Source organism: Sarcina ventriculi (assembly GCF_900456775.1).
Classification (GTDB): domain Bacteria; phylum Bacillota; class Clostridia; order Clostridiales; family Clostridiaceae; genus Sarcina; species Sarcina ventriculi.
Genome location: NZ_UAUL01000011.1, coordinates 172,930 through 183,565, shown reverse-complemented (window position 1 = coordinate 183,565; position 10,636 = coordinate 172,930). Strand labels below are relative to the sequence as shown.

The 10,636-nt window shown below is 24.8% G+C and carries 11 protein-coding genes; 5 read left to right on the top strand and 6 right to left on the bottom strand.

The genetic code is table 11. The features are described 5' to 3' along the window. The first annotated feature begins 356 nt into the window (after positions 1-356). Positions 357-1,529, top strand: coding sequence for a macrolide family glycosyltransferase (locus tag DR020_RS11185; RefSeq protein WP_112365992.1), 1,173 nt, complete (start codon positions 357-359; stop codon positions 1,527-1,529). Positions 1,530-1,580: 51 nt separating this feature from the next. On the opposite strand, the gene splB is transcribed toward DR020_RS11185, so the two are convergent. The 3 genes from splB to DR020_RS11170 all read right to left on the bottom strand — a co-directional run bounded on the left by splB (position 1,581) and on the right by DR020_RS11170 (position 4,518). Continuing rightward, on the bottom strand, positions 1,581-2,603 hold the full coding sequence (gene splB / locus DR020_RS11180; RefSeq protein ID WP_112365991.1) for a spore photoproduct lyase: 1,023 nt from the start codon (positions 2,601-2,603) through the stop codon (positions 1,581-1,583). A 416-nt stretch (positions 2,604-3,019) separates the two neighbouring features. Continuing rightward, on the bottom strand, positions 3,020-3,703 hold the full coding sequence (locus DR020_RS11175; protein ID WP_160110476.1) for a restriction endonuclease: 684 nt from the start codon (positions 3,701-3,703) through the stop codon (positions 3,020-3,022). An 86-nt stretch (positions 3,704-3,789) separates the two neighbouring features. Next, the gene (locus tag DR020_RS11170; protein WP_112365989.1) at positions 3,790-4,518 is read right to left on the bottom strand and encodes a helix-turn-helix domain-containing protein; all 729 of its coding nucleotides are present in this window, start codon (positions 4,516-4,518) and stop codon (positions 3,790-3,792) included. Positions 4,519-4,694: 176 nt separating this feature from the next. Here DR020_RS11170 and DR020_RS12290 point away from each other — a divergent pair, with 176 nt between their 5' ends. Further along, positions 4,695-4,859, top strand: coding sequence for a ribbon-helix-helix domain-containing protein (locus tag DR020_RS12290; RefSeq protein ID WP_160110475.1), 165 nt, complete (start codon positions 4,695-4,697; stop codon positions 4,857-4,859). Positions 4,860-5,028: 169 nt separating this feature from the next. Here DR020_RS12290 and DR020_RS11165 read toward each other — a convergent pair whose 3' ends face one another. From DR020_RS11165 to DR020_RS11155, 3 genes are all read right to left on the bottom strand, one after another. Next, positions 5,029-5,895: a hypothetical protein gene (locus DR020_RS11165; RefSeq protein ID WP_112365988.1), complete on the bottom strand. Its 867-nt coding sequence runs from the start codon at positions 5,893-5,895 to the stop codon at positions 5,029-5,031. 131 nt (positions 5,896-6,026) lie between these two features. Further along, the gene (locus DR020_RS11160; protein WP_112365987.1) at positions 6,027-6,665 is read right to left on the bottom strand and encodes a helix-turn-helix domain-containing protein; all 639 of its coding nucleotides are present in this window, start codon (positions 6,663-6,665) and stop codon (positions 6,027-6,029) included. Between the two features lie 146 nt (positions 6,666-6,811). Beyond that, positions 6,812-7,087, bottom strand: a complete 276-nt coding sequence (locus tag DR020_RS11155; RefSeq protein ID WP_112365986.1) for a hypothetical protein — start codon at positions 7,085-7,087, stop codon at positions 6,812-6,814. Positions 7,088-7,523: 436 nt separating this feature from the next. On the opposite strand from DR020_RS11155, the gene DR020_RS11150 reads away from it, so the two are divergent. From DR020_RS11150 to DR020_RS11140, 3 genes are all read left to right on the top strand, one after another. Next, a complete protein-coding gene (locus DR020_RS11150) occupies positions 7,524-8,540 on the top strand; it encodes a DNA cytosine methyltransferase (RefSeq protein ID WP_235865697.1) in 1,017 nt (338 codons plus the stop codon). Positions 8,541-8,543: 3 nt separating this feature from the next. Beyond that, positions 8,544-10,076: a DNA cytosine methyltransferase gene (locus DR020_RS11145; protein ID WP_112365985.1), complete on the top strand. Its 1,533-nt coding sequence runs from the start codon at positions 8,544-8,546 to the stop codon at positions 10,074-10,076. A gap of 103 nt (positions 10,077-10,179) precedes the next feature. Continuing rightward, positions 10,180-10,614 (top strand): hypothetical protein, encoded by a 435-nt coding sequence (locus DR020_RS11140; protein ID WP_112365984.1) that lies wholly within the window; start codon positions 10,180-10,182, stop codon positions 10,612-10,614. The last annotated feature ends 22 nt before the right edge of the window (positions 10,615-10,636 follow it).

Sequence of the window (10,636 nt, the reverse complement as noted above, 5' to 3'; positions counted from 1 at the left end):
TTCATTTGCTTTAAATCATATAAAATATGTATGTATTATTTTATTTTCATTTTAAAATATTTTGATTTTCATATTATTTTATACTAAAGGGTTTAATTTTTACTTATATTAGTTATAACATATATTTTTAAATTTTTATACTAGATATTATAAATGAAAATTTGATTTAGAGAGAGTTGGGAACGATATCTTTAGTATTTTTTCTTGTATAATATTAAAAATTCACAAAATGTTAAAATTTAAATCATTTTTTATATAAAAGTAAAGGTTTATTAAAAAAGTAACCTCTTTATAGTAAGAATTATTTTTTTATAGTATACTTAATATATACATTTTTTAAAAAAGGAGTGATTAATATGGCAAGAGGATTATTTTTAATTATACCAGGACATGGACATGTAAACCCTACCATTGGTTTAGTTGAAGAGCTAATAAAAAAAGGTGATGAAATAGTTTATATCACTGCAGATATATTTAGAGACAAGCTTGAAAAAGTTGGAGCAAAATTTATTGGATATTCTGGAGATACTGTTTTAAGTTTTAATAGCACAGAAGGAAATGATAACCCTGTAAGCATGGCTAAAAAGTTTATCAAAATAAACAAATTGACAATAGATACAGCTATGCAACAAACAGGTGAATTTGATTATCTAGTTGTTGATAACTTTGTATATGTAGATACTCGTATTATAGAAAAGTTTAATGTAAAAAAAGTTATTGGAAGCATAACAACATTTGCTTTAAATAATCAATTAATAGCAGATCTATTTAATAATTTTCATTCAGATGTTAGTATAATAGATGCTTTTAAAGAACTTAAGGATGATTTAATAGAAATGAGAATAGATCCAACAAGTAATCCTATCTTCCATGTTATTAACAAAGATAGAGCAGATTTAAAAGTTGTATTTACATCAAAATATTATCAACCTTATGCAGATGAGTTTGATGAAACATTTAAATTTGTTGGCCCATCAGTAGCAAATAGACATGAACTTGAAGATTTTAAAATAGAGGATATGGATAACAAAAAAGTAATTTATGCTTCTCTTGGAACAGTTGCAAATGCAAATTTAGATTTTTATAAAAATTGTTTCGAGGCTTTAGGTTCTAGAGATGATATAATGGTTGTTATGTCAATTGGTAATAGAATTAACATAGAGGATTTAAGAACTATTCCTAAAAACTTTAAAGTATTTAACTATGTTCCACAACTTAAACTTTTAAAGAAAGTTGATCTTTTTATAACTCATGGTGGCATGAATAGCTCAAGTGAAGGACTATATAATGGAGTTCCTTTAATTGTTGTTCCTCAATTCGGAGACCAACCTTTAGTTGCAAGAAGAGTAGCAGAGCTTGGGGCTGGAATACCATTAATAGGAAGTGCAACTCCAAAAGATATAGAAAATGCAGTAAATCAAATATTATCTAACAAATCTTTTAAGGAAAATGCTGAAAAAATAGGTAAATCTTTAAAAAGTTGTGGTGGATATAAAAAAGCTGCTGACCTTATTCATGAAATGTTATAATACATATGTAACTAAAAAAGAGCTTTATATAAAGCTCTTTTTTAGTTGGAATCAGATAATGTATTTAATTTTTCCATTAGGAAATATCTCTTCAATAGTAGTCTTAAAGAACTCTTTTAAATTATTAAGTTCTTCTTTAGGATAAACGTATTTACCATATCCAAATTGCCCATATTTAAAAGTTCTTTCCTCTTCAGTCATTGGTAAAGTATTATCAGGAAATATTTGATTTATAATATTCTTAGCTTTCATTGTATATCTATGAGATATTACCTCAAACGTTAAAGGATGTTTCAAATCACTAGGTAATTTATTTTTTAAATCAAATAAAATTTGCTTATATTCATCTTTCCAGCCATCATAAATAAATACAGGAGCAATAATAAACCCAACTGGGTAATCTGATTTTATAGCTTTAATACTAGCATCTATCCTATCATTTATATTAGCAGTTCTTACTTCAAAATTATCTCTAACTTTTTGAGTATTTATAGTGAATCTAATTTCAGTTTTATCATTGTGCTCAATATTAAGCAAACTATCTATATCTGCAAATTTTGTAACAAATCTAAAACGTCCATGCTCACTATTTGCAAAAAACTCAATAGATTTCTTTAAAAGATTACTATAAGGTTCAACAGGAACAGGATCAGATGTACTGGAACCTTCAAAAATAGTTGAGGTTGGAATTCTTTCATCAATGTATCCTTGAGCTTTACTTAAAATATCATCTATGTTTACATTAATTTTAACATAAGGCTTATCGCTTAAATTAGTATTTAAATAGCAATACTGACAATAACCTATACATCCAGATAATAAAGGTAGTTGATAATGGGCTGATGGCTTACAAGTTTGAAATTTACTTACTTTTTGAGTTCCTACAACTAAAGTGTTTTTACCATTTCTATAAAAATCATATATATTATTTCCTGGTATATGTTGCTTAATTCTATTAGAACTTAAATCAATTATTTCAATTTTTTTGTTATCTTTAAATTCATTATAAATGTTTTGTGCAATATCATATTCCATGACATTTTTCTCAAATAAAATCCTTTGGGGAACAAACATAAAAAATCACCTCTTTGATTTAGGTTTATCAAAGATACGATTAAATATACTTTTTATAATGTAAATGATTTATTATGCATACATATGTTTATATATTAAATTGAGAATATATATAATATTTTTAAATAGTATAATTTGAAAGAATTAGTTCCAAAAGTTTAGAAGACATATTACTAGAAAGTTTTAAGTGATTACAAAATTTTGTAAATGTTGCATTTAAGAAGTGCTTTGGTAATTTAGGTGAAAGTGAATCTAAAAAATTATAATCTACATCTATTGTATCTATAATTTGTTTTTTGCTAAAATCAATAATATTTATAATATCTTTTACTCCATTAAATCCCCATAAATTATTTAATGAATTTTAAAATTACAAAAATATGAATATAACTTACATGTAAGTTATATTCATATTTTTATTTAGCAAAGTATGTGTTTATATATAATTGGTCATTAGATGTTTTAGACATAATATACAATTGATACATTTTATCTATATCAATAATTTCAAAATCAATATTTTCATTATTTTTAAATTTTTCTGCGTATTTTGTAGCATTAGTATGTATTTTTCCACACGTAAAGACTTTCATTCTAGTAATACCATCAGCAGTAGCTGCTCCAACTAATTTTTGACAAATTTCTCTACCTACTGTGGATGTACCATAATGCTTACACTCAATATACACTTTACCATTACTATCTTCTAGTATAACATCTTTACCTCCATCTGGCCCCTTTGGCATTACTTCTACTTTATAACCTAAACCTTTGTATAAATTAGCAGTAAATAATTCAAATTCATCGGGATGTTGCCTTTTAATTGCATTACAAAAATTATCATAATTAATTTTATTATGATTAATAATAGCAGAATTATTAATAGTAGGCTTGGTGTTTGTTATAAAAGATATAAATATTTTTCTACACACTGTAAACAAAAAATGAAAAAATTTAACATGTAATATAATTATAGTATGAAAATATTTATTTCTTAACTTTTTTATATTATAATTTTTTTTCTTTTTTAATACTATTAATATTTGTAATATTAAAAATGGAATAAATAATATTAATTCAATAGTAAATATTGTCTTCATAAAAATTGAGTTACCATATAACCCCACCATAAGTACCACCTTATTAGAAAATATATATTATTATTCCTAAGTAATTACTTAATTATTCATATTTTATGTATAATTTTTAGGTAAATATTAGGTAAATATATTTCTAGAGTACTTTTTAATAAATTAGACATCCCTATAGGAAAGTTACTTTCTCTTCTACAATATTCATCTATCATAAGACTAATTAAGAAAGTAGGGGTTTTACCCCTTTTCTTTTTGAAAATTTTAATAGTTTCTCTAACAATTTCTGTATTAGCCAATGATAAAATTTTCTTAGCAAAGTTACTGTTATCAACGTTTGTAACAGCTCTAGCAAGGCTCACATTTATATGCGAGTCTATATTATTTTTGTTGTGATTATTCTCTATCTCATCACTTTTAGCATCTTTATCATTGCTTATATTAATATCATTTTCTTTATTTTCATCATTAACTTTGTCATCTTTATAAGACACTTTATCCTTTAGTTTTTTTACTATTTCCTTTGTTTTTATAGCTTTTTTATTTATATTTACAATATGTTTTAGATTCTTATAAATATTAAAGTTTCCAGCAAGTCCTTTTCTTTTTTGAATTTTTATATATCCAAGTTCCTCAAGTCTTTTTATTGATTTTTTAACTGTTGATAAGCATATTCCTAAATTTTTTGAAATTGCTTCTAAAGAAGGATAACTACAATTTTTTTCAGTATTATAAAGGCTTAGAAGGTATGTATAGATTCTAAACTCATTAGCTGTTATATTTTTATCTGTTATTAACTCATAAGATAATTTTAAAAATTGCATTTGTTTTTCCTACTTTATATCTTAATATGTTTCATTATACTAAATTTCTTTCATAGATGCAACATTTAAGAAAGAATAAATTACACTAAAGAATGAAAAATGGATTCCATAAAATGCTTATGATATAATTTAAACTAGTTAAAACAGGTAATTTAAATGGTTTAGGAGGAGTTATAATGGAGAAAAAACCTAATACTGCTAGAATACCTAAAGGAAAAAAGAGGATAATGATAACCCTTGAATTAGAGGTTATTGATAAAATAGAAGAAGTAGCTGAAAAAAACATGAGAACTGTTTCAAATGAAATAGCTATGTTAATTAAAGAAAAATATATGAGATAAAAAGAGTAAATTAAGTTTTACTCTTTTTTTTATTTTTATAGGCTATTGTATTAGCTAATTATATATATTTATAAATAAATCTAGATAAGTAAATATAGATTGTAGACATATTTTAGATTTTTAAAAAGGCATTTATTATACTTATATCAAAAAACTTACAAAAATAAATTTAATTTATATAACTTATATTAGTATTGCAAAAATTTATTATATCGTTAATACGATTTTTTATTTCAGTTTTTACAGATGGATTCGTTAAATCATTAATACTAAACTCTAATAAGCTATTTATTTTACCAAAGAGAACATACATTCCTGATGAATATGCATTAGAGATACAGTTTTGTTTTATTAAAGCATTACCTCCATCAATTAAATAACTGCTATTATTTACTATTTCAGCTAAGGTGTTATGATCGTTTAATACATCAAATCTATTTGATATATTTTCAAATTCTTGTATACATTCATCATAAAAAGATAAAACCATATATGCTTCATCTGACAACTGATTTACATCACTTGTTGAGTCCTCTATATCATAAGAAGATACCTCTGAGTATTCCTCTAATATTCCTTGAAAGTTCCATGTAACAAAGTCAAAGGCATCTCCATCTTCATTTATAATAATACCATTTTTAGATGAATATCCATCAGTAAAAAAATAATGAATTTTATTATTAATTTCTTCACTATATTGAAGCTTCATTTCATAACCTTTTTTATCAATTGCAAGTTGTTTAATATCATCTAATGATAGCTTACTATGATTACTTTTCTCTATAGTAGTAGATGTTTCATTAGATGGTATTATATTAGTGATTTGTTCATTATCTAAGTTATTATCAGAGGTGATTTTCTGATTTTCCATGATTTCATCTTCAACATCATTTGCAGTATTGTTTTTAATGGCATACGTACCATTTTTCTCATTAGAAGTATTTTTTTCTTTATTTATTAAGATGCTCGTACCTGCCCCTAATGAAAAAGCTGCTGCTATTGTTATGATTATTAAAAATATGTTTTTCTTTTTCATTTTTATATTCCCCTTACTAAGTGTAATTTATTATTATATAATTTTATCATATATTTACATAAAAAGAAAAAATAGTAGAGAAGTATTTTTTACAAATTATAAGTTAAATACAGATTTATCATCTAATATAACTAATCCCATCCCAGTAACTGTCTCTCTAGCTTTTCATAGTCATAAACCCTTTGAGTAAAATTTGCAAAGCCAACTTTTTTATTTATATTAGACATAGTGGAGCTATAGCTATTTTGTATTTTGTGCCAACCATTTTTAATGCTACTTTTTGCATAAGCTATTAAACTTTTAGCTTTCCTTTCTTTAGCATATTTTAAAGCATTAACAGCCTCTTCTAAAGAACAATTCATATCCCTTGCTATTTTGTTTTCTAACATTATTTCATCAATTTCACAATTTATATTATCTTCATTAAAAGAACATACCGTTTTTTTATCACTAAATTCTTTTTCAGTAGATGTGTTCTTTTTTATTCCAACTAAAAAATTCTCTATGTCTTCTATATAATATCTATTGTTTTTATTTTTTCTATTAACCTTTAAAAGTCCCATTTTTTCAAGCTTTTTAATAGCTGAAATTACAGTATTATTACAAGATGCGTTAACTTCCATAACTAAGTCTTTCATAGATGGAAAAGCATAACCAAACTTGCAGTTATGAAGTTCAAAAAGATATTCCATTATAACTTTTTGAACTGGTTTTAACTTTTTATTCCTTAAAAATTGCTTAAACTTTAAAAAATCCTTAGTTATTTTCATTAATTTCACCTCCTATAATAAATTTAAGATTATTGTGCTTTAATTATAGGATAACATCTACTTATTTGCAAATGTTTTTTCATAATTATAAGGTAGTAATTTATTCCTGTTTTTCCTACTTAAATTTATAAGTATAGTCTATATTGCTATGCTTGAACTAACTTAATATTTACAGTATATTTATTTTTAATTCCAGCACCACCACCTAAAACTTTATTTATATAATTATTTGAAATTAAATTGTCTATATATCTAATAAGCATTGCGCTATTAGTAAATCTAGTCTCCGATAAAAGTTCTTTATGACTTATGCTTATTTCACCATTATTATTTGCTAAATTTATTAAATGTAGAAGCAAATAAACTTCTTGTGGTTTTAATCTTGAATCTTTAAGTATATTTTCATTTATATATATTTTCATTATTTAATACCTTTCAAATTAAAATAAACTACTATAACTGACTTATTATTATTTTACTATACTTTAGTATAATTTTTATACTTTAATACTATGTTGTAAGTTATATCTAAAAACTTAGTAATTAATATAAGTTGTTGTAATAAATATAGAGTATAAATTTTATATTAAAAAGACTTTATTAGTATAAAATTTATATCTTTGATTATTAACCTTAGTATAAAATTTATACTACTCTTTAGTGCTATGGTATAAATTCAATAAATAGGTAAACTTATTTTAAATAATGCAAAACATACTTATTACATACAGTGTTGTTTTTAGATTTTAAACATGGTAGAATAAACAATATTATAGAATAGTTATGTGAAAATTTAAAAAGAAAATTAATAAATGCTACAAATAAAATCTTATTCAAGGGAAGGATTGAAGCACATAGATGGAAAGAATACACTATAGACAAAGGCATTTGAGAACAGTAAGTTTGTTTGCTGGTGCAGGGGGATTAGACTTAGGTTTTTTAAATGCAGGATTTAATATAATATGGTCTAATGACATAGATAAATATGCTGTTGAAAGCTATAGACATAATATAGGAAATCATATAGTACTAGGTGATATAAATAAATTATTAGATAATATACCAGACCATGATGTGCTTATTGGAGGATTTCCATGTCAACCTTTTAGCATGATGGGTGAACAGTTAGGATTTGATGATGAGAGAGGAACTTTGTTTTTTACTATTGAACAGATTATAAGAATACATAGACCTAGAGTTATAGTATTAGAAAATGTTAAAAATTTAGAAACTCATGATAATGGTAGAACTTTTCAAAGAATGAGGGATATACTTCATAATAATCTAGATTATATAGTATTTAGTAAAGTTTTAAATAGTGCTGATTTTGGAATTCCACATACTAGAAGAAGAGTATTTGTTGTTGCAATAGATAGACAGTATCTTCAAGAGACTGGAACAGAGGATGAATTTTTATTTGAATTTCCAGTTGGAGTAAGTTTGGAAAATACCTTACAAGATTTTTTAGATGAAAATGTAGAAAGAAAGTATTTTTTAAGTGAAAAAATATTACCTACAATATTAGCTAATGGAAGTGGTAATTATTATTCAAGATCAGAGATTGATTTAAACGTAGCAAGACCCCTATGTGCGACAATGCACAAAATGCATAGAGCATCACAGGATAACTATGTTACGGACTTAAATAATAGAAATAAATTTCAAGATACAGAAGAAAAGAGAGTTTCTTCTGTAAGAAGATTAACGCCTAATGAATGTCGGAAACTTCAAGGTTTTCCAAGTGATTGGGATATCAACGTTTCTGATACTCAAGCATATAAACAATTTGGAAATGCTGTTACAGTTGATGTTTCTTACAAAGTTGCTATGCAAGTTGTAAAAGCTTTAAATATAAAACTAGAGATTGAGGAATAATGTATGACTAATTTAAATAAAGAAACATTTAGCATATTTAAAAATATATCAGAAATTAAAAATACATCAGAGAAAAAATATATCAAATCAATATTAAAAGATTTTACTGATTGTATTTGTGAATTAAATAATATTGATAGAGCTGTAAAAATTAATGATAGTAGTATTAATGAAAGTGTACAAGACTTCCTTATTAAGCTAGGAATAATCAATGATGTAACTGATATTAATAAATTGAAAACCATATTAGGAAAAGATTATTTAAGATTTATATCCATAATACGATCATACATATTATTAGATGTTGAAATAGATAAATCTTTAAAGAAATACATGGATTACTATAGAAAGGAAGCGGTGTTAAATTACTTAGAAGACACGAATAGTCCAACATTAGTTGATTTTTTCTGTGGTGCCGGAGGAATGAGTTTAGGATTTTATCAAAATGGTTATAAAGTTTTATTAGCAAATGATATAGAATCAGTTTGTACTAAAACTTATTCATTTAATCACTATCAAATACCAAAAGAGAGAATTGTTACTGGAGACATAAGAGGGATTATTGATAATATAAATAAACATATTAGCGAAAATGTTGATGTTATTATTGGAGGTCCTCCATGTCAAGGTTTTTCAATGGCAAATAGACAGAGGATCATAGATGATCCAAGGAATGTTTTGTATAAGAATTATGTTAAGGGTGTTGAGAAATTAAAACCTAAATTTTTCATCATGGAAAATGTTAAAGGTATGCTTAGTGTTGCAGAGCAAGTAAGAGAAGATTTTCATAACTTAGAAGGTGAAGATTATGACGTATCATATCATTTGTTTAATGCTAAAGATTTTGGAGTGCCACAAAATAGAGAGCGTTTAATTTATATAGGAATAAGATGTGACGTAAGTAAAGAAATTAATAAAAGTGCCAAAGATATAATAGATGAAATAGAAAACAGTCTTAGTAGTATTAACAAATATAATTTGATTGATGCTATAGGTGATTTAAGAGAACTACAAGCATTAACAATAAAAAATGCTACTGAATTAGATACTGAAATATCAGGTAGAAAAATAGAAACTAATAGAAATATACAAATAAATAAATATGTAGAAAACATAAATAAAGGAATAAATAGCAAGCTTATATTTAATCATAAGGCAAGATATAATAATGATAGGGATATAGAGATATTTGGCAGAATGATACCTGGTGATAAATCAGATAGTAAAAGAATTGCAGATATAATGCCCTATACAAGCAGAAGTGATATATTTAAAGACAAATATTATAAACTAAAGCCTAATGAAGTATGTAAAACAATAACTGCACATATGAAATTTGATTGCAATATGTATATACATCTATATCAAGCACGTGGTTTAACACCAAGAGAAGCTGCTAGAATTCAATCATATCCGGATGATTATATATTTTTAGGTCCATATACGAAAACGTATATGCAAGTTGGAAACAGTGTTCCTCCTTTAATGACAAGGGTAATATCTAATATTTTAAAGAAGTATATAAAGAGAGATTAGGGCTCTTTATATACTTCTTTTTTATTATTATGTTGTTTAAATAATATAAATTTTATATAATTAAATAGAAATATTTAGTAATAAAGAATTGGAGAAAATATATATGGAATTTCTTGAAACATATAATATAGTAAAAGAAATATTAAATAATATAGGTACAACTATAAGGGATGTAGATGAGTATGATGGGATTATAGTAAAAAAGTTAAGTTTATCCAACACACTTGATGGAAGAGCTAAAGGCAAACAAACACATATAGCCATTACAGGAGAACAGATGGATATCTTTCCATGCTTAAAATCTTATGGTTATTTTTATAAGAACTATAATGAAAAAGATGAAGATTTAAAAAAATATTTTACGTTAAGAATTCCTATTGAATTATCTAGAGCTAATTTAAAATATTTAGTAGAAAGCGATAGTTGTGGTAAAATAAAGAAAAAGATAGATTTTCAAGATAATGAGTGGGTACAAAGTTATTCACATACTATTACATCTAGACGGAATAACGCTGGAGATCAACTTCAAATATCTTAAAAAAATAATGATGATATTAATT